The sequence below is a fragment of the Kitasatospora sp. NPDC056327 genome, assembly GCF_042261735.1.
Lineage (GTDB): Bacteria > Actinomycetota > Actinomycetes > Streptomycetales > Streptomycetaceae > Kitasatospora.
Genome location: NZ_JBHJRC010000156.1, coordinates 1 through 18858, shown reverse-complemented (window position 1 = coordinate 18858; position 18858 = coordinate 1). Strand labels below are relative to the sequence as shown.

The 18858-nt window shown below is 76.7% G+C and carries 13 protein-coding genes; 5 read left to right on the top strand and 8 right to left on the bottom strand.

Features of this window, described 5'->3' with window-relative positions; genetic code table 11:
- Positions 1–161: 161 nt before the first annotated feature.
- Complete coding sequence (locus ACFCX4_RS22125; protein WP_376144983.1) at positions 162–860, bottom strand: DUF1990 family protein; 699 nt, start codon at positions 858–860, stop codon at positions 162–164.
- Positions 861–928: 68 nt separating this feature from the next.
- On the opposite strand from ACFCX4_RS22125, the gene ACFCX4_RS22120 reads away from it, so the two are divergent.
- Positions 929–1192, top strand: a complete 264-nt coding sequence (locus ACFCX4_RS22120) for a hypothetical protein (RefSeq protein WP_376144982.1) — start codon at positions 929–931, stop codon at positions 1190–1192.
- A gap of 498 nt (positions 1193–1690) precedes the next feature.
- On the opposite strand, the gene ACFCX4_RS22115 is transcribed toward ACFCX4_RS22120, so the two are convergent.
- Both ACFCX4_RS22115 and ACFCX4_RS22110 read right to left on the bottom strand, forming a co-directional pair.
- Positions 1691–4819, bottom strand: a complete 3129-nt coding sequence (locus ACFCX4_RS22115) for an AAA family ATPase (protein ID WP_376144980.1) — start codon at positions 4817–4819, stop codon at positions 1691–1693.
- The gene (locus ACFCX4_RS22110) at positions 4816–5985 is read right to left on the bottom strand and encodes an exonuclease SbcCD subunit D (protein WP_376144978.1); all 1170 of its coding nucleotides are present in this window, start codon (positions 5983–5985) and stop codon (positions 4816–4818) included. Before ACFCX4_RS22110 ends, ACFCX4_RS22115 begins: the two co-directional genes overlap by 4 nt.
- Before the next feature lie 843 nt (positions 5986–6828).
- Between ACFCX4_RS22110 and ACFCX4_RS22105 the strand changes: the two genes are divergently transcribed.
- The 3 genes from ACFCX4_RS22105 to ACFCX4_RS22095 all read left to right on the top strand — a co-directional run bounded on the left by ACFCX4_RS22105 (position 6829) and on the right by ACFCX4_RS22095 (position 9765).
- Positions 6829–7791, top strand: a complete 963-nt coding sequence (locus ACFCX4_RS22105; RefSeq protein ID WP_376144976.1) for a hypothetical protein — start codon at positions 6829–6831, stop codon at positions 7789–7791.
- A 231-nt stretch (positions 7792–8022) separates the two neighbouring features.
- A complete protein-coding gene (locus ACFCX4_RS22100) occupies positions 8023–8658 on the top strand; it encodes a hypothetical protein (RefSeq protein ID WP_376144974.1) in 636 nt (211 codons plus the stop codon).
- A 306-nt stretch (positions 8659–8964) separates the two neighbouring features.
- Positions 8965–9765: an SGNH/GDSL hydrolase family protein gene (locus ACFCX4_RS22095; RefSeq protein WP_376144972.1), complete on the top strand. Its 801-nt coding sequence runs from the start codon at positions 8965–8967 to the stop codon at positions 9763–9765.
- Between the two features lie 204 nt (positions 9766–9969).
- Here the strand turns inward: ACFCX4_RS22095 and ACFCX4_RS22090 are convergent, their stop codons facing one another.
- The 5 genes from ACFCX4_RS22090 to ACFCX4_RS22070 form a co-directional block, all read right to left on the bottom strand.
- Positions 9970–10941 carry a nitroreductase/quinone reductase family protein gene (locus tag ACFCX4_RS22090; protein ID WP_376144970.1) on the bottom strand — a complete coding sequence of 324 codons (972 nt, stop codon included), beginning with the start codon at positions 10939–10941 and terminating at the stop codon, positions 9970–9972.
- Positions 10942–11166: 225 nt separating this feature from the next.
- Positions 11167–12123: a hypothetical protein gene (locus tag ACFCX4_RS22085; protein WP_376144968.1), complete on the bottom strand. Its 957-nt coding sequence runs from the start codon at positions 12121–12123 to the stop codon at positions 11167–11169.
- Positions 12120–12323 carry a hypothetical protein gene (locus ACFCX4_RS22080; RefSeq protein ID WP_376144966.1) on the bottom strand — a complete coding sequence of 68 codons (204 nt, stop codon included), beginning with the start codon at positions 12321–12323 and terminating at the stop codon, positions 12120–12122. Before ACFCX4_RS22080 ends, ACFCX4_RS22085 begins: the two co-directional genes overlap by 4 nt.
- A 546-nt stretch (positions 12324–12869) precedes the next feature.
- On the bottom strand, positions 12870–14036 hold the full coding sequence (locus ACFCX4_RS22075) for a polysaccharide deacetylase family protein (protein WP_376144964.1): 1167 nt from the start codon (positions 14034–14036) through the stop codon (positions 12870–12872).
- 233 nt (positions 14037–14269) lie between these two features.
- Complete coding sequence (locus tag ACFCX4_RS22070; protein ID WP_376144963.1) at positions 14270–16114, bottom strand: AMP-dependent synthetase/ligase; 1845 nt, start codon at positions 16112–16114, stop codon at positions 14270–14272.
- Between the two features lie 457 nt (positions 16115–16571).
- Between ACFCX4_RS22070 and ACFCX4_RS22065 the strand changes: the two genes are divergently transcribed.
- On the top strand, positions 16572–18858 hold a 2287-nt coding region (locus ACFCX4_RS22065; protein ID WP_376144961.1), incomplete at its 3' end, for a nitrate- and nitrite sensing domain-containing protein.

Sequence of the window (18858 nt, the reverse complement as noted above, 5' to 3'; positions counted from 1 at the left end):
GCCGTGGGGTGCCCCACGGCGGCGGTGGGCGGGCGCTCCCGCAGGGCGGTGGCGGGGCCGGGAGCGTTGTCGCCCCGGCCCGCGGTCGTCGCCGGCCGGGCCCGTGGGCGGGGTGCGCCGGCCGGGTGCGTCGGTTGCGAACGGAGCGGGGCGGGCGTTCCTCAGGAGGAGGCCGGGCCGGTGCCGCCGGTGTCTGCGGCCGCGGCGTCGGCGACGGCGGTGAGGTAGCGCTCGATCGCCAGGTACTGGCAGAGCAGGGCGACCGGGCGGCCCAGCCGGGCGTACCAGGCCGAGAGCCGGGCGAAGGCGATCACCTCGAACCACACCTCGCCCGCCGCGTCCATGGAGACGAGGAACGCCTCCTCGCCGCACTCCGGGTGTCCGGGCAGCGTCCCGTAGGCGAAGCCGATCCGGTCCGGCTCGTCCACCGTCCACACCACCCGGCAGGGGATCACCAGCCGGGGCCACCGGCTGCGGGGCAGGGTGAGCCGCAGCAGGACGGTCGCCCCCGGCTCGGCGGGCGCGTAGGGGTGCACGGCGAAGCCGGTGCCCAGTTGGCATCCCCAGCCGAGGACGAACCGTCCGGCGCGTGCCAGCACCTCCGGGCCGTGTCCGAGGTGGACCCGTCGGCGCAGGTGCGTGTAGCCCGCCGGCAGCCGGGCGTCCCGGGTGGCGCCCACCTCGGGGTAGCCGGGTGCGGCGGCCCGGGCCGCCAGCAGCCGCCGCTCCAGGCCGGACGACGTTCCGGTCGGCCGCCCCGCGCCCGCGGACGGTGCGGCGACGGGCAGCCCGCCCCCCGCCGGCGGGGCCGGTGACGGGACGGCGGGCGACGGCGGTGCGGTGCGGTGGGCGTCGGACATGCGGCCACCGTAACGGCCGCCCCGGGCGCGCCTTGCGCGGGGCCCGGTCGCGGAGTAAAGAGGGCCCCATGAGCGAAACAGCCGTGAACACCGGGACCGCCACCACGCCGGACACCGCCGACACCACGGCAGCGGCCGACCAGGTCTGTGTCCTCGCGCCGGGTGACGGCGAGGCCGTGGCGGGCCTGCTGCCCGACCCGGACCTCACCGGCCCCCGCGCGGACTGCGTGCTGTGCGGCGAGCCGACCGAACTGCCCGCCGACCACCCGGGCAGCACGCTCTGCCCGGTCTGCACCTGGCAGCAGGCCCAGCGCATCGCCTGCTCCGGCTGACCCCGCAGCCTGCCCGCCTCCCGGCGCCGGCTGTCGGGCGTGCTCCCGCCGGGGCGGAGCCGCGCCGGCCCGGGCGGCTGACCGGGCCGGCGCCGTGGCCTCGGTGGCGGCGAGGGCGTGGTGGCCCTGCCACCCGGTCCCGGAGCGTGCCGGTCGGTGCACGGGCCGCGCGCCGATGCGGCCCGCCGTCACCGGCGCGGCGGGCCCAGCGCATCGCGTGCCGCGGCCGGCCCCGGAGGGTGGCTGACCCCGGAGGGTCCTGCGGCCCCGTGCCGGCGCCGGCGGTCGGGCCTGCTCCCGTCAGGACGAAGCCCGACCGGCCTCCGCGGCTGACCAGGCCTGTGCCGTGGCGAGCCGGCGGCAGGTCCATGGCCCGGCCCGGGCCTCGTCGGGCCGCGGCGCGACCGTCGGCCCGCCGGGCAGCACGCTGTGCTCGGTCCGCACCGGGGAGCGGCCCTGCCCGGTCGCTCCGGAGCAGCCCGGCGGCGTCGACGACCGTCAGACGTGCTCCCGTCCGGTCGGTGCCAGGGTGGAGCCGTGCCGGCCCTTGCGGACCAGCAGTTGGGCCGGGATCCGGCTGCGCAGGTCGGCGACGTGGCTGACGATGCCGACCGCGCGGTCCCGCTCGCGCAGGCCGTCCAGGACGTCCATGACCTCCTCCAGGGTGTGCTCGTCGAGGCTGCCGAAGCCCTCGTCGATGAACAGGGTGTCCAGCGGCATGCCACCGGCCTCGTCGGTGACCACGTCCGCCAGGCCCAGTGCCAGGGCCAGGGAGGCGAAGAAGCTCTCGCCGCCGGAGAGCGTCGCGGTGTCCCGTTCGGTGCCGGTCCAGGCGTCCACCACCCGCAGGGCCAGGCCCGAGCGCTTGTTGCCGGCGCCCCGGTCGTCGCTGTGGACGAGGGTGTAGCGGCCGCCGGACATCCGCACCAGCCGGTCGCTGGCCGCCGCCGCGACCTGCTCCAGCCGCGCCGCCAGGACGTACGACTCCAGACGCATCCGGAGCCGGTTGTCGGCGGAGGTGCCGGCCGCGAGGGCGGCCAGCCGGCTGATCCGCGCGAAACGGGCCAGCTCCGGGGCGAGCGAGCGGGCCAGCCCGTCCAGCTCCCGTCCGATCGCGGCGAGCGCCTCGCACCGTGCCCGGGCCGCGTCCCGGGCCGCGTGCGCCGTGCGCAGCCGGTCGGTGGCGGCACCGAGCCGGGCCCGGGCGCCCGGCAGGTCGGCGGGCGGCAGGGCCGCCGCCGCTGCCAGGTCCGGCTCGGCGAGCCGGCGCTCGGCCGCGGCCAGTTCGGCCCGGTGCCGGTCCAGCCGCTGCTCCAGCCGTTCGCGTTCCGCCCGGGGCAGCAGGACGCCGGTGGCGTCCTCCACGCTCGCGAACCCGGCCGCCGCCGCGGCCCCGGCCAGTTCGTCGTCGGCCCGCTTGAGCTGGTGGGCCGCCTCCGTGGCGGCCCGGGCCGCCACGGCGAGCGCCGCGACGGCCGAGGCGAGACGGGCCAGGGCACCCGCACGCGCCGCGACCGACGGTGCGTCCCCACGGGCCGCCGCCACCCGGGCACCCAGCTTCTCCTGCTCCGCGAGCAGGTTCCGCGCCTGCGCGGCCAGCCCGGCACCGCGCTCACGGGCGTCGGCCAGCGCGGTGCGGCGGGCGGCCTGCTCCGCGGTGAGCCGCTCGATCGCCCGGCCGGCCGCGCCGAGCCCCTCCGCGGTCCGGACCGCCTCCCGGTGCTCGCGCTCCAGCCCGCCGAGCGCCCCGGCCAGGGCGTCGACGGGCTCCTCGCCCGCCGCGCCGGCCGCCGTGGCCCGGCGTTCCCGGAGGCCGGACAGCTCCCGCTCCGCCGAGTCGGCCGCCTTCTCCGCGGCGGCCTGGGCGCGCCGGGCCCGCTCCTCGTCCTCGGCCCGGACCGGCTCACCGACCGGGCGGGCGGGTGCCGGGTGCTCCGCCGAACCGCAGACCCGGCACGGCTCGCCGGCGCTCAGCCGGCCGGCCAGTTCGGCCGCCATCCCGGCCAGTCGGCGCTCCCGGAGGTCCAGGCCGAACTGGCGGGCGTTCAGGGCCCCGGTGCGGGCGGCGACCGCGAGCGGTCCGGCCCGGTCGATCTCCCGGTCCAGTCCGTCCCGGGCCCGGGCGGCCGCCAGCCTGCCGGTCAGCTCCGCGCGCCTGGTGTCCAGCTGCTCGACCAGCGCGGCGGCGTCCCGGGCGGCGGACTGCTCGGCCACGAGGGCGGCCAGCCGGGGCTCGAAGTCGGCCAGCCAGTCGGCCGCCTCCTCGGCGAGGTCCTCGGCACGCCGCAGGTCGGCGGCCGTCGCCGCCCGAGCTGCGTCCAGCCCCGCGTACCGGCGCTCGTCCTCGCGGGCCGCCTCCAGCCGCACGATCTCCTCGCGCAGCCGCCGCTCGGCCCCGGCCAGTTCCTCGGCCTCGGCGTGCGCCAGCGCCGGGCCGCCGTCCGCCGGCTCGCCGCCGGCCCCGTCCGCGCCCGTCCGGCCGCCGGCCGCGCCGAGCGGGCCGTCGGTGACCTCGGCCAGCACCGCGCGGTGCCGGTGCTCCTCCTCCCGGGCCCGCCGGTACGCCTCCGCCGCGCGCTCGCGCAGGTGCAGCACGGACTCGACGCCGACCGCCGCCTGCGCCGCCGCCAGCCGCCGCCGGTCCGCCGACCGGGCCGGTTCGTCCTCGGCCAGCCGGGCCGCCTCCCGCACCGCCCGCCGGTGCCGCTCCTGCCGGTCGGCCAGCTGCTCGCCGGCCTCGCGCTCCCGCTGCGCCGCCCGGTGCGCCTCCTCGGCGCCGGCCAGCGCGGCCCCCGCGACGGTCAGCCGCTCGGCCGCGCCGCCGCGCAGCACGGCGGCCCAGCCCAGCACACCGGTGGTGGGACCGGGATCCGCCGGGGCCCCGGCCGGAGCGGAGTCCTCGTCACCGGAGATCCAGTCCCCGGCCGGCTCCGCGCCCGGGCCGGCCGCCTGCTCCGCCTTGCTGGCGAGGTCCCGCAGCCGGCGGCGCCCCGCCTGGACGGCGGCCTCGTGGGTCCGGCGCTGCTCGGCCAGCCAGGCCTCGACGGACTGGAAGCGCTCGGTGTCGAACAGCCGGCGCAGCAGTTTGCCGCGCTCCTCGGAGTCGGCCCGCAGGAACCGTGCGAAGTCGCCCTGGGGCAGCAGCACCACCTGGCAGAACTGGTCCCGGCTCATCCCGATCAGCCGGTGGATCTCCTCCCCGGCCTCCTGGTGGGACTTGCTGACCCCGCGCCAGCCCGGCTCGCCCCCGGTGCCCCCGCCGTCCGCCGACCACTCGCGCAGCAGCGTCTGCGCGCGTTCGAGGGTCATGCCCTTGCCGACCTTCTTCGGCCGCGGCTGCTCGGGGATCCGGGTGATCTCCAGCCGCCGCCCGCCCAGCGTCAGCTCCAGCCGGACCTCGGTCAGCCGGCCGGGGTCGGCGTGGTCGCTGCGCAGCCGGTTGGTCCGGCGGGTGCCGGGCACCTCGCCGTAGAGGGCGTAGCAGACCGCGTCCAGCACGCTGGTCTTGCCCGCGCCGGTGGCACCGCGCAGCAGGAACAGCCCGGCGGCGGCCAGCGCGTCGAAGTCCACCGTCTCGGCGCCGGCGAACGGGCCGAAGGCGGTCACGGTCAGCCGGTGGAGTCTCATCGGGGCAGCTCCGCCTTCCGGTCGGTGGTCTCCCGGACGCTCTCGAAGCCCTCGCGCAGCCAGTCCAGCTCCTCCGCGTCCGGCTCGGCGCCGGGGCGGACGTGCCGCAGGAAGCCCTCGGCGATCTCCAGGTCCGTCCGCCCGCCGACCCGGGCCGCGTAGGACGGGGAGGCGGCGGCGGTCGTCTCCTCCGGGTCGAACAGCAGCTGGAGGGTGTGCGGGAAGCGGCGGCGCAGCCGCTCCATCGGCTCGCTCGGGCGGCTCGGGTCGGTGAGGGTGGCCTGCACCCAGGACTGCTCGTCGTCGGTGTGCTTCGGGTCGCCGAGCAACTCGTCGAGCCGTCCGCGCAGCCGGGCCAGCCGCCGGGGGACCGGGCAGGGGATCCGCTCGGCGGTGACCTCGCCGTCCGCCGCGAGGTCGACCAGCCACATGCTCTTGCGCTGCTCGTGCTCGGAGAAGGAGTAGGCGAGCGGGGAGCCGCTGTACCGCAGGTGCGGGGCGAGGGTCTGGCAGCCGTGCAGGTGGCCGAGGGCGGCGTAATGCACGCCGTCGAACACCGAGGCCGGGACGGCCGCGACCCCGCCCACCGCGATGTCGCGCTCGCTGTCGCTGGGCTCGCCGCCGGTGACGAAGGCGTGCGCCAGCACCACGGCCCGGGTACCGGCGGGCCGTGCCGCGAGATCGGCCCGGACCTGGTCCATCGCGGCGCCGAGCACCGCCGCGTGGCCGCCGCGGGCCAGCCCGAACCGCTCCCGGACGAGGGTCGGCTCCAGGTAGGGCAGCCCGTAGACGGCGACCGGGCCGTGCTCGTCGGCGAGCAGCACCGGCTCGGCGCACTCGCCCGGGTCGGTGCGCAGGTGGACGCCGGCCCGGCCGATGAGGCCCGCGCCGACACCGAGGCGGCGGGCGGAGTCGTGGTTGCCGCTGATGAACACCGTGGGCACCCCGAGGTCGGCCAGCCGGTGCAGCACGTCGTCGAACAGCGCCACCGCCTCCAGGCCCGGCAGCGCCCGGTCGTACACGTCGCCCGCGACCAGCACGGCGTCCACGCCTTCGTCCCGGACCACCGTGACGAGGTGGTCGAGGAAGGCGCGCTGGGCGTCGTGCAGGCTCTCCCGGTGGAACGAGCGTCCGAGATGCCAGTCGGAGGTATGCAGCAGTCGCATGGTCCCCGACCATAACGGGCGCCACCGACAACCCGGTCCGCAACGGGAATCCCCGGCCGCCGCCGGGCTCCCCGGCCCCTCCCCGGGGCCGGGCGGCAGCCGACCCCGGGCGGCTCCGCCGGGGGAGGGGGCCGGGGCCACGCCCCGGTGCGGCCCCTCCAGGACCGGGGGCGGCCCGGTCGAGGGGCGGGGCGGCCGTTCCCCGGCGGTGCGACCGTGCCGGGCGGTGCCTCCGGAGGCCCGGGACCCGGTGCGGTCCGGCACCCCGGAGGGCGGAGGTTCGGGGATCGACCGGGTGGCCGAGGGGTCCGGACGCCCGGTTCCCAGGGCGCGGCCGTGCCGGGCGGCGAGGTGGTGCGGGGGACCTCGTCGGTCGCCCAGGGTCGATTGTCAGTGACCCTCTGTATGGTCGCGGTCACCGGGAGCCGAGGGGCTCACGGGGTTCTGGTGTGCGGATGGGGTGGTGGTGGCGTGCGGTACGGGAAGGGCGTCGTCGGTCGGGCAGGGTCCGTTGCCGGTGACCGTGTGCGTGTTCGCGGTCGCCGGGAGTCCGGGGGCTGTTCGGGTCGGTGCGGGTGCGGGTGCGGGTGCGGGTGTCGGGAGCGGGAGGCGGCGGTGTACGTGCGGGGGCGTGGGTGGCGGGAGGGTGCGGGCAAGGGGGTCCGGGCGTGGGTGCCCGGGGCGGCGCGGCGGCGCCCCGGGCCGGGCGGGCCCGGGGTGAGGGGGCCCGGTGGACGGCCGCCGGGAGGCGGCGCGAGCGGTCCCGGAGCGGGCACCCCGGCCGGGCCCGGGGCCCGGGAGCGGCGCAGGGGGCGTGCGCGCGGGGCGCCGCCGCCGGAGCCGGTGGCGCTCGCGCTGGTGGTCCGGGCCGCCGACTTCGCCGACCTCGCGCGGTACGGGCTGTTCGGCGGGCTGTCCTACCGGTCGTACCTGCGTCGGGTGACGATCCGGCTCCGGGCGCTGCGTGCGAACGGGATGGAGGTGCACCTGCGGGTGCTCGATCCCGCGGACTTCGAGGAGTACTGCGAGGCGTTCGGTTTCGACCCGGCGGACGCGGCGGCCCGGGTCGCGTACGCGGCCGATCCCGAGCTGGCCGGGGAGCCGTTCGTCTACGCCGGGCACCGGCCGGCCGTGCTGCTGCCCGCGCTGGCCGACGACCACCGGGCGCGGGTGCGGATCTCCGTCGCGATGGCGGTCCTGCTGGCGGCGGTCGGCGAGGGGCCGCCGGGGGAGCGGCGGCTGGTGGCGCTGCTGCGGTACGCCGTCGAGGTCCGGGCGGCGGTGGCGCTCGGCGCCGGTGACGGGCTCCATCTGCTGACCCTGCGCTGCCACGGTCCGGAGGACGGCGAGGAGCTGACCTCGGCGACCGGGATCGAGGTGGAGCGGGGCAGGTGCGCGGACGCCGGGCGGGACGACGAGGCCTTCTGCGTGACGCTGGCGGCGGGGCTGGCCGTCGGCGGTGCGGGTGCGGTGGTGCTGCACGGGGACCCGGGAGCGCCCGGCGGTCATACGGTGCGCGGCTGGCGGCTGGGGGGCGGGCTGCTGCGGCCGATGGGCGCCCGCGAGGTGCTGGACGAGCTCGCCGACGACGTCGGCCGGGGGCTGCCCTTCCCGCCGGCCGCCGTCCCGTTGCCGGGATTCCCGCTCCCGGTGCCACCGGAGGACGGCCGGCCCGGCCCGGACCCCGGTGGCGAACCGGACCCCGGCGGCGAACCGGACCCCGGCCCGGACGGCCACCCGCCCGGGCGTCCGTCGGGGGGACGTGCCGGACGCCCGGCGGGGGGCGGGGGTGGGCCCCTGGCCTGACCGGGGCTGACCAGGGCGTTCGGCCCGCGCTGTCCACCAAGCGGCGCTGGGGACTGTTCATCGACCGCCTGTTCGGGGAAGATTTCGGGGAAGATCAACAGTGGGAACGGTCGGCGTCCGTGCCGCCGTACCCACCTGCTCGGCCCCGCACCGCTCCGCCCCGAACCGCGCACCGCGAACCGTCCCCGCGCACCGTCGGTCCGGCGAGCCCGACACCGAAAGGGGGGACGCATGAGCCGGATCGAGTACAGCGCGGAGATCGCCGAGCTGCTCGGCAGGGTGCGCCGGCGTCCCACCGCGGGGTGGCCCTGGCGGCCGGGCGAGCGGGTGCCTCCCGGGCTCCCGGTCAAGCAGTCCTGGGGGTGGCTGTTCGCTCCCGACGGCCGGGTGCTGACCCTGGTCAACCCGAGGGACGGCATCGTCTCGTTGCCCGGTGGCTCGCTGGAGCCGGAGGACGCCGGGGACCCCGGATCCGCGCTGGCGCGCGAGGCTGCCGAGGAGGCGCAGGCGCTGATCGGCACGCCGCACTACCTCGGTTACCTCTACGACCGGGTCGGCTCCGCCAACGGCGGGAACGAGTGCGCCCGGGTGCGGATGGCCGCCGCCCTGCGGGCCGTCGGTCCGAGCGCGCCGGACCCGGCCTCGGGGCGGCACTACCGGCGACTGCTGGTGGCGCCGGGCCTCGCGGTCGAGCTGCTCGGCTGGGGCACGCCCGGCCTGCGGCAGGCGCGGGCCGCGGTGGCGACCGCCGTCCGGTGGCTCGGCGTGCCCGCGGCGGCCGACGAGACGATCGAGGAACTGCCGGTGACGGGCTGCGAGGTCTTCCCCGGCGCGGCCCCCGGCGCCTCCGGCGAGCGGCGCGGCTGAGGGCGCCCCGCTCACCGGCCGCTGCCGAGGCCCCGCCCGGGCACGGCCCGGCCCCCGGGGGCGGCTCCCCGGGGGCGGACCTCGCGGCTTGCGCGTCCTCCGCCCACGGGGTGTCCGTCCGGCCGGTGGCCTGCTCCGAACGGGCGACATCGCCCTACCGGCGCAGGGGCGCATTTCCGGTTGCGGACGGGGCAGTTCACCTTCGCGTTGTCAGACTGTTCGTCAATTGCCTTGGCATGACAACTTCCCACGCAAGCTACCGCCTGGTATCCAATTCCGTGACGTACGTCACTGCCAGGAGGTGTCATGCTACGCCCTGCCCGAGTCATGTCCCTCGCCGTCACCGCGGCGCTCGTTTCCCTCACCACCCTCGCCACCGCCGGTTCGGCCCATGCCGCCGGCGCCAACTACGTCGCGCTGGGCGACTCGTACGCCGCCGGCCTCGGCGCCGGCAGCTACACGAGCGACAGCGGGAGCTGCAAGCGAAGCACCAACGCGTACGCGTACCTGTGGAAGAACGCGCACGCGCCGGCGTCCTTCAAGTTCGTCGCCTGTGCCGGCGCCCGAACCGGGGACGTGCTCAACGGCCAGCTCGCCGCGCTGAGCTCGACCACCACGCTCGTCAGCATCAGTGTCGGAGGCAACGACGCCGGGTTCGCGAGCACCATGCAGACCTGTGTGCTGGACTCCGAGAGCGCCTGTCTCAACGCCGTCGCCACCGCGAAGAACTACGCCACCAGCACGCTGCCCGGCAAGCTCGACCAGCTGTACTCGGCGATCCACGCCAAGGCGCCGAACGCCCGGGTGGTCGTGCTCGGGTACCCGCACCTCTACAAGGTCGGCGGCAGCTGCATCCTGGGCATCGGAGACACCAAGCGGGCCGCGATCAACGGCGCCGCCGACGTGCTCGACGACGTCGTCGCCAAGCGTGCCGCCAACGCGGGCTTCGCCTTCGGAGACGTCCGTTCGATCTTCCGCGAGCACGAGATCTGCGGGTCGGCCACCACCTGGCTGCACAGCACCACGCTGCCGGTCGAGGAGAGCTACCACCCCAAGGCCGCCGGTCAGTCGGCCGGGTACCTCCCGGTGTTCTCCGCGCAGGCCTGATCGGGCCCGTCCACTCGTCCACTCGTCCACTCGTGCGGACGCCCGGACGCCCGGACGAGTGGAGGTCCGGACGAGTGGACGCCCGGGCGCGGAACGGCCCGGTGCCGGACGGACCGGGGCCCGCCGGTTCCTCCCTCCGCGAGGGAGGAACCGGCGGGCCCGACCGCGTCGACGGTCGGCGGCACTCGACGGGCCGGTCGCCGTTCAGCGCCCGGTCGGCGGGAACGGGATTCCGGCGAGCGCGGGCAGCAGTTCCCGCTCCTCGTGCTCCAGGTGGGCCTCCAGTTCGGCCGCCATCCGGTGGAGTTCGGCCCGGAACGGCTCCGGTTCGCAACCGCCGATGCCGGCCACCAGCGCGGCCAGCCCGTCCTTGAGTCCGGCCACCACCCGGTGTTCCTCGGCCAGCTGCTCCAGCACGTCCCGCAGGTGGGGGTGGCTTCGGGCGAGGGCCGGGAAGACTCCCCGGTCCTCTCCGGTGTGGTGAACGGTCAGCCCCTGGCAGAACGCCAGGCAGTGCTGACGGATCTGGAGTCCGAGCGCGGGGACGTCGTCGCCGCCGTCGGCGAAGTGGGCCTCGGTCTCGGCCCGCAGGTGCCGCAACAGGCCGCGCAGCCAGTCGTGCACCTCCAGGAGCCTGTCCGCCAGGCTGGTCACCTCGCGCGCCGGGGCGTCGGCCCCGGCCGGCTCCAGAACGACCACCGGCAGCACCCGCTCGGTGGCCCGCTGGTAGTCCCCGTACCCGGGTGCGGCCCGGACGACGGCGGCGAACAGCTCGTCCCGGCGCGCGCCTTCGGCCGGGACGGCGATGCTGTCGAACACCTCCTCGCCGAGCTCCACCCGCACCAGCGGGCGGGCGAGCAGGTTGTGGTACCACTGCGGGTCGTGGGCCGCGCCGGCCGCCGAGGCGACGACCAGCAGCAGCCCGTTCGCCCGCACGTATCCGAGCGGCACCGTGTGATCGCGCCCGGAGCGCCGGCCGACGGTGGTCAGCAGCAGCAGGTCGCCGCCCTCGAAGGGGCCGCCGACCTTCCCGCCGTTGGTGCGGAACTCCTCGATGACGCTCTGCTGGAACGACCGGAACGACTGGGCCGGCGGAGAGTCCTGGGGCGATCGGGAGGAGGAGGGGGAAGAAGGAGAGGAGGAAGAAGAGGAAGAAGAGGAAGAAGACATGGGCATGCGTCTGTACAGATCTCCGAACGGGGGAAAGCGGCCACCGGCCCGGCCGTGGCCGCGCGAAGGGGTCAGGAAAGGGGAGCGGAGTACGAACTCATCACGCGTGGTCCCTCGGATCAGGTGCCGGCCCGGCTGCCGACCGGCCCAAATCTCTTTGGCCGGCGCCACGCTGCACGCGGCCCATCAGAACACCCCTTCCCCGCCGTGTCAACGAAGGCTCATCCGTCCTCAGACGGTCCCTCCGGGAGCCCCGTCCGCCGGGGGGAGGAGCAGGACGGCCGTCGCGTCGTCGTGGCACTTGCCGCGCGGCCAGCGGAGGCAGTCGGGGTCGGAGCGCTCCAGCTCCCGTGTGCGGGCGATGAGGTGGTGGGGGCCGTGGGCTTCCAGCTCCCGCAACAGGTCGGGCCAGCTCCGCACCCCGAAGTCGTCCACCGACCGCGCGGCCCCGTCGGAGAGCAGCGCCGCGGCCCGCACCTCCGTGAGCGGGACCGAGCCGACGAGTGCGTGCCCGGCCGCCCCGGGGTCGGCGGCGGCCACCCAGTAGCCCTGCGCGGTGTTCATCGTCCGGCGCTGGGCCCGGGCGAACACGGCGGCCCGTGCGGCCGGCGCGAGGTGGGCCACCTCCGCGGCCAGGGCGGCGCGCTGCGGTGTGGTCACGTCCGAGACCCGGTGGTCCGAGACGGTGCGGACGCCTCCGGGCAGCCGGAGCGCGAGCGTGGAATCCGCGAGAACCAGCCACTCGAACCGCTCATCGCCCGACCGCTCGCCGTTCAGCCGCTCACCGTCCGAGCGCTCGTCGCCCGACCCCTCACCGTCCGACCCCTCACCGTCCGGCCGCTCACCGCTCGGGCGGCCGCCGTCGGTCCGGGCGACGACCACGGTGGCCGAGGGGGTGAACGGACTGCTCAGGTCGCAGCCGGGGCCGTGGGCCCGGGCGGTGTCGCGGATCGCCTCGGTCAGGCACTCCCGCAGGGCGGTGCGCCGGTCCGTGGCCCGGTGGTGGAGCGCGGACCCCAGGGTCCGGACGAACCAGGGGACCCCGTGGGCGCAACCGGTGTCCAGGGAGTCGGGCAGTCCGGCGCCGTCCAGCAGGACGGTCACGTCGGAGCCGGTGAGGACGAAGTCCTCGTTGCGGCCTCCGGGGCGGGCCTCCGTCGCGACGGAGGCGAGCAGGCGGGTCGTCATGAGGGTCGGCACTCCGTCCGGGCGCAGGAGTCGAACTCCTCCGGCGCCCGGATGCGGGCGTGCGCCCGGAGCCCGGCGCCGGAGAAGCGGGTGAGGTTCTCGGCGGTGAAGGAGACCCGGGAGGCGGCGGGTCCGGTGGTGCGGACGTCGATGCCGTAGCTGCGCCGGCGGCCGCCGGAACGGGACGGCGCGTGCCCCACCGGTGCCGGCCGGCGGCCGCGGGGCGACCCAGGTGCGGCAGACGCTCTCGTGGCTCCCGATGCGGTCGTGGTCGGCCCGCCGACAGGCGCGCGGCAGGACGACCGGCTGACCGTCCTCGACCCGGACGCCGGTGAGGTGGCGGCGCGGCGCGGAGCAGCCCCCGACGGCCGGCGGCACCGGCGTCCCGGTCGGTGCGGCGGGCCCGCCGCGCAACAGCCCCCGGGTGCGGCGCAACCGACGGCCGGACGACCGCCCGCAGGCGGTCCGTTCCCCCGTTCTCCCCATGGGAACGAGTCTGGGGGCGGAGGATCTCGGACCGGCCACGGGCAGGGCGCGGAACGGGCGCACCGCCGGCCCGGGAAGGACCGACGGTGCGCCCGGAACCGGATCGGACGGCGCCGAACCGGTGACGAAGCCTCAAGCGGCCCCCCTCAAGCGGCCCCCTCCATCAAGCGGCCTGCCTCAAGCGGCCCCCCTCAAGCGGCCTGCCCCAAGCGGCCTCCCGCAGAAGGGCCCGCCCCGGCGGCCGGGCCGGTCCCGCGTCCTCAGCGCAGGTAGGACGTCAGCCCGGCCGGCTTCAGCCCGGCGACCTCGGCGGCGGCCAGGGCGCGCTGGAGGTCACCGGCGAGGGTGTCGGTCCAGTGCATCAGGACGACGTCCCCGGGTGACAGCGTGCCCTCGTGCCAGATGTTGGAGGCGCCCCAGCTGAAGTCCGCGTCGGCGGTGAGCACGGTGCGCATGCCGCAGTTGGCGGCGGCCTGCAGGGTGTCGTCGTTCCAGGCGAAGTACGGCGGGCGGAAGACCGTCGGCGCGGTGCCGAACTGGCGGGTGAGGGAGTCCCGGGCGTCGCAGATCTCGACCTGCTGCTCGGCGGGCGAGAGCTTGGTGAGGTCCGGGTGGGAGACGCTGTGGTTCTGGATCGAGGAGCCGGGCGCGGCGGTGACCCGCTGGAAGTAGCCGGGGTTGTTGGCGGCGGCCATCGGCAGCGGGAAGGCGGTGATCGGCAGCTGGTGGTCGGTGATGAACCTCTCCGCCTCCGGGGTGGTCTGCCAGCCGTCGTCGACGGTGAAGAAGACCACCTTGTCGCTGGTCGGCACCGAGGCGGCGGCGGTCGCGGGGGCGGGCGCGGGGCCGTCGACCCGGACGTCGTCGACCGCGAACGGGCCCTGCTGGTACCAGCCGTGGACGCTGAGGCGGACCGTGCGGGCGTCGGGGCCGCTGGTGAAGCGGGTGGTGAGCTTCTGCCAGCCGCCGTTGGTGGTGGCGGTCCAGGCGGGGGGCGTCGGACGGTCGGTGCCGTCGGTGGCGCCGAGGAAGACGAACGCGCCGCGGACCCAGGCGGAGGCGGTGTAGGTGGTGCCGGGCCGGACCGAGACGGTCTGCACGCATTCGCCGGTGGACCCGTCGCCCGCCGGGGCGACGGCCAGCGCCGAGCCGCCGGAGTGCGGGGCGGTGGTGGTGACGGAGGCCTCGGCGGGCCCGCCGGAACAGCGCCAGCCGGGCACGCTGCCCCAGTCCGCGAGCGAGGAGGCGGGGATCTCGAACCCGGGGTTGGTCGCCAGGTTGACGGTGGGCGCCGGGGCCGCCGCCGGGGCCTGGGCGGCGTTCCCGGCCGCCGAGGCGGAGGCGGGTCCGGCGAGGCCGGCGACCAGCAGTGCGGCGCAGGCGGCCGGCGCCAGCAGGCGCGCGGACAGGCGCGAGGGGATGGACACGTGGGGACTCCTGCGTGGGGACGCGCGTCCGTTGGGGCGGGCGCGCGGAAGCGGGATGTGGGGGTGCTCCCGGAGGGGGCGGGAGCCGTCGGCGTGCCGCACTCTGACCGGAGCAAAACAATGGACTGGACCACTCCGGACGTCAAGGAGTGTCGGCCCGAAGTAGGGGTTGTCCGGGGGATCCGCACCGTGCCGGACCACCGGGCCTGCCGTGCGGGGGACAAGACGGTCCGTCAGGGTGCGTAGAGCTCCTCGATGTCCGCCGCGTAGTACGCCGTGATCGCCGCCCGCCGCAGCTTCAGCGAGGGTGTCATGAGCCCCTGCTCCACGGCGAACTCCCGGGGCAGCAGCCGGAACGCGCGGATCGACTCGGCCCGCGAGACGGCGGCGTTGGCCGCCGCGACGGCGCGCTGGACCTCGGTGTGCAGGTCCCCGTCGGTGAGCACCGCCCACGGGTCCGGCTGCCCGCGCCCGCGCCGCTTCATCCAGTGCGCCAGTGCCGCGGGGTCGAGCGTGATCAGCGCGGCCACGTACGGCCGGTCGTCGCCCACCACCAGGCACTGCGAGACCAGCGGGTGCGCCTCGACCCGGACCTCCAGGGCGGCGGGGGCGAGGTTCTTGCCGCTGCTGGTGACGATGACGTCCTTCTTGCGGCCGGTGATGGTCAGGTAGCCGTCCTCGTCCAGGCTGCCGAGGTCGCCGGTGCCGAGCCAGCCGTCGAACAGCGACTCGGCGGTGCAGCGCGGGTGGTTGAGGTAGCCGCCGAACACGCCGGGCGCGCGCACCCACACCTCGCCGTCGTCGGCGATCGCCACCGTGGCGCCGGGCACCGGCCGGCCGACCGAGCCCACCTTGGCGCGTCCGGGCGGGTTGCCGGTGACCGCGGCCGAGCTCTCGGTGAGCCCGTAGCCCTCGTACAGCTGGAAGCCGATCCCGGTGAAGAAGAGGCCGAGCTCCCGGTCGAGCGTCGAGCCGCCGCACATCAGGGCCCGCAGCCGGCCGCCGAACACGGAGCGCAGCCGCTGGTAGACCGTGCGCTCGTAGGCCAGGTGCCGCAGCCGCAGCCCGGCGCCCGGGCCGGGGCCGCGGCCGAAGGTGCGCCGTTCGCGGGCGGCGGCCCACTCGACGGCCACCTGGCGGGCCTGTTCGAGGAGTTCGCCGCGTCCGGCCTCCTCGGCGGTGCGCCTGGCCTGCTGGAACACCTTGTCGAGCACGTACGGGACGACGAGCAGGAAGGTCGGGCGCAGTGCGGCGAGCGCGGGCAGCAGGGCGTCGGTGGACACCTCGGTCACGTGGCCGAGCCGGAACCCGCCGCGCACGGCGGCGATCTGCACCATCCGTCCGTAGACGTGCGCCAGCGGCAGGAACAGCACGGTCGAGGGCTGGTGGCCGCCGGTGTCCTGCAGCGCGTCGTCCCAGCCGGCCAGCAGGGCGTCGGCCGCGCCGGCCAGGGCGCCGTGGGTGATCAGGCAGCCCTTGGGGCGGCCGGTGGTGCCGGAGGTGTAGACGACGGTGGCGATGTTGTCGGCGCTCACGCCGAGCCGCTGGCGGTGCACCAGCGAGTCGGGGACGCCGCGCCCGTCCTCGGTGATCGCGGCGACGCAGTCCCGGTCCAGCTGCCAGATGCCGGTCAGGTCGGGCAGCGCGTCGCAGACCGCGCCGACGGTCATCGCGTGGTCCTCGTCCTCGACCAGACAGGCCACCGCCTGGGTCTCGGCCAGGATCCAGCGGACCTGGTCGGGCGCCGCCGTGGGGTAGACGGGGACGGGGATCGCGCCGATCGACCAGAGCGCGTAGTCGAACAGCGTCCACTCGTAGCGGGTCCGGGACATCAGGGCGACCCGGTCGCCGTAGCGCACGCCCCGGGTCAGCAGGCCCTTGGCGAGGGCGAGCACCTCGTCCCGGAAGGCGGCCGCGGTGACGTCCTGCCAGCCGCCCCGGACGGTGCACCGGGAGGTCCCGCCGGGGCGGGCCAACTGGACCAGGCCGGGGAAGTGCTCGGCGGTGTCGTACAGCGAGTCGGCCAGTCCGCCGGTGACCGGCGGTCCGGCCGGGGCGGGGGTGGTGAACTCGCGCACGATGCCCCCGATCCGTCCTGCAGGTGGAGCGAAACTATCGGATGGCGTGCCGACTGCCCAGGGTTGTGACCGTGACGCGACGAGATCGGCACCGGCCCGTGCGCAAAGTGCCCCGGGCGGTCCCGGCGCCGGTCGGGGGACGGGTCGGGGCTGGTCGGCGGGCCCGGCCGGCTGGGAGGATCCCGTGATCCCGGTGCCGATCCGGACACGATCCGGCCCGGTGCGCGGAGAGGGCCGGATCGACCCTCGAACGAGTGGTCAGGGCGTAGTAGAGTCTCGCAGACCCGCGGCCGGGGCTCCCGTCCTGTCCGGAAAACCACCCCTGACCGGCACTTGGTCCGTACCATCCCGCCCCGTCGGTGCCGGTCGGCACCTCCGACCTCCGTCCGTCCCCGCCACACGTCACCCGCCGCCCCCGCCTCCCGTCCGCGCCCGGCACTTCCCGACCGAGGACTCCATGCGTCTGCGCAGCAGCTCGATCCGCGCGAAGATCATCGCGCTGCTCCTGGTGCCCATCGTCGCCCTCGCCGCCCTCTGGGCGTACGCGACGCTCACCACCGCCGGGGACGTCTGGAGCCGGCTGGACCTCAGTGCGACGTACCAGGAGTTCGCCTCCCCGGTCGACCAGTACGCACACGACCTGCAGAAGGAACGCCGGATCGCCGTCCAGCGGCTGGCCGACCCGGCCTCCCGGGCCAACCGGGACGCCTTCGAGCAGGCCCAGGCCGTCACCGACCGGAACCTCGCCGTCCTGCGGCAGAAGAAGGACACCGCGGGCGGCCGGCTCGACGAGGCCCAGCGCGGACGGCTGATGCAGGTCCTGGCCGCCGCCGACCAGCTCGCCCCGCTGCGCTCGCAGATCGGCCGGGCCGCGCTCAACTGGGAGTTCGCCCTCGGCCAGTACTCCGACCTGATCAAGCCGACCTTCGGCTTCCGGTCCGCCTTCGTCGCCCGCCAGAGCGGCCAGCTCCCGCGGCAGGGGACCATCCTGATCGAGCTGATGCGCGCCCGCGAGTACCTCGCCCAGGAGGACGCGGCGATGGAGGGGCTGCGCACCGCGCCCGGCCGGCCCACCGCCGAGCAGTACCAGGTCGCGCTCGACGCCCTGCACAACCAGCAGGCCCTGTTCACCGTCTACATCGCCGAGCTCGACCCGGTCGACCAGGCCGACTACAACACCCTCCGCTACGGCGAGGTCTGGGCCACGCTCACCCGCGCCGAGTCGGACTTCATCGCGGCCGGCGGCCCCGAGCGGGTGGCCCAGGCGATCAACGGCGACACCTGGCGGCCGACCGCCGACCACGCGCTCGGCGACCTCGCGGCGATCAACACCCGGCTGGCCGGCACCATCGACGACCGCGAGCACTCCTACGCGATCGGCCTGCTCTGGCGCGGCGGCATCGCCGGTCTGATCGGCCTGGTCGCGGTGGTGCTCTCGATCCTCATCTCCTTCCGGATCGGCCGGGGCCTGGTCCGCGAGCTGGTCGGCCTGCGCAACGCCGCCAACGAGCTGGCCGGCACCCGGCTGCCCTCCGTGATGCTGCGGCTGCGCAAGGGCGAGCCGGTGGACGTCGTCACCGAGGCCCCCGAGCTGGAGTTCGGGCCCGCCGAGATCGGCCAGGTCGGCCAGGCGATCAACGCCGTGCAGCGGGCCGCCGTCGAGGCCGCCGTGGAACAGGCCGAGCTGCGGCGCGGCGTCTCCGCGGTCTTCGTCAACCTGGCCCGGCGCAGCCAGGTGCTGCTGCACCGGCAGCTGACCCTGCTCGACACCATGGAGCGGCGCACCGAGGACCCGGCGGAGCTGGCCGACCTCTTCAAGGTCGACCACCTCACCACCCGCATGCGCCGGCACGCCGAGGGCCTGATCATCCTGGCCGGCGGCTCGCCCGGCCGGGCCTGGCGCAAGCCCGTCCGGATGGTGGACGTGGTCCGCGCGGCGGTCGGTGAGGTCGAGGACTACGCCCGGGTGACCGTCCGGCCGTTCCCCGGCACCGGGCTGCTCGGCAGCGCGGTCGCCGACGTCACCCACCTGGTCGCCGAACTGGTCGAGAACGCGGCGGTGTTCTCCCCGCCGAACACCCAGGTCACGGTCCAGGGCGAGGTGGTCGCGCACGGCTTCGCGCTGGAGATCGACGACCGGGGGCTCGGGCTGAGCGAGCAGGCGCTCGCCGGCATCAACGAACGCCTCGCGGTGGAGCAGGAGTTCGACCTCGCCGACACCGACCGGCTGGGCCTGTTCGTGGTCAGCCGGCTGGCCCGGCGGCACGGCATCCGGGTGCACCTGCGGCCCTCGCCGTACGGCGGCACCACGGCCGTCGTGCTGATCCCGCGCGAGCTGCTGGCGGAGGCGCCGGACGGCGCGCAGGAGCCGCCCGCGGCGGGTACGGGGGCGCCCCGGGGACGGCGGGTGCCCACGGGCCGCCGCGACCTCGTCGCGGTGCCGGCCCTGGACGCGGACGCGGAGGAGGCGGCGGGTCACGGCGGCGCGGGCGGTGCGACGGGCCCGGGCGACGCCGAGGGGCCGGACGGACCGGAGGGTTCGAACGGCACCGGCGGGCGGCACCGGATCAGCGGGGGGCCGCGCCCCTCGGCGCCCGAACCGGCCCGGACCCCGGGCGGCCTGCCGCGCCGGTCGCGGGGCAACGGCGGGCCGGTGCTCGTCCCGGCCGCGGACGAGCCCGGCGGCCCGGGCACCGGACGGCACCGGCGGGCCGAGGTCGCGGCTGCGGCCGCCGCCGCGGCCG

Excerpts from the sequence above, each read along its gene's own strand:
- ACFCX4_RS22100 (WP_376144974.1), top strand. The coding sequence starts at position 8,023 with ATGAGCCGGATCGAGTACAGCGCGGAGATCGCCGAGCTGCTCGGCAGG.
- ACFCX4_RS22110 (WP_376144978.1), bottom strand. The coding sequence starts at position 5,985 with ATGCGACTGCTGCATACCTCCGACTGGCATCTCGGACGCTCGTTCCAC.
- ACFCX4_RS22115 (WP_376144980.1), bottom strand. The coding sequence starts at position 4,819 with ATGAGACTCCACCGGCTGACCGTGACCGCCTTCGGCCCGTTCGCCGGC.
- ACFCX4_RS22090 (WP_376144970.1), bottom strand. The coding sequence starts at position 10,941 with ATGCCCATGTCTTCTTCCTCTTCTTCCTCTTCTTCCTCCTCTCCTTCT.
- ACFCX4_RS22125 (WP_376144983.1), bottom strand. The coding sequence starts at position 860 with ATGTCCGACGCCCACCGCACCGCACCGCCGTCGCCCGCCGTCCCGTCA.
- ACFCX4_RS22085 (WP_376144968.1), bottom strand. The coding sequence starts at position 12,123 with ATGACGACCCGCCTGCTCGCCTCCGTCGCGACGGAGGCCCGCCCCGGA.
- ACFCX4_RS22095 (WP_376144972.1), top strand. The coding sequence starts at position 8,965 with ATGCTACGCCCTGCCCGAGTCATGTCCCTCGCCGTCACCGCGGCGCTC.
- ACFCX4_RS22120 (WP_376144982.1), top strand. The coding sequence starts at position 929 with ATGAGCGAAACAGCCGTGAACACCGGGACCGCCACCACGCCGGACACC.